The sequence below is a fragment of the Parasutterella secunda genome (genome assembly GCF_016901835.1).
Taxonomy (GTDB): Bacteria; Pseudomonadota; Gammaproteobacteria; order Burkholderiales; family Burkholderiaceae_F; genus Aphodousia; species Aphodousia faecavium.
The window spans coordinates 1-208 of the sequence record NZ_JACJKX010000071.1 but is presented as its reverse complement, the minus strand read 5'-3'; the positions used below and the strand labels follow the sequence as shown (position 1 = coordinate 208).

The 208-nt window shown below is 47.6% G+C and carries 1 protein-coding gene; it reads left to right on the top strand.

The features are described 5' to 3' along the window. Positions 1-208, top strand: a 208-nt coding sequence (locus H5985_RS09380) for a hypothetical protein (protein WP_205051035.1), incomplete at both ends; no start/stop codon positions are given.

The following is a 208-nucleotide window of genomic DNA, read 5'->3' as shown; positions in this document are numbered from 1 at the left end:
GACTCCAGCACTTATGCAGTTCTTCCAGACATGAATGGTAGAGTTTTTCAGGGTACAACTACCGTTGCAGATGTTTGTAAGGCGTTGGAGGCGCAGTTACCAAACATTACAGGTGGTTTCCGTGATAATCGCTCAGACGCACTTTGGCCAACACCGGGATCTCCTAATGCCTTTTGGTCAAGTGGAAAGACCGAAGAAAGCTACGATC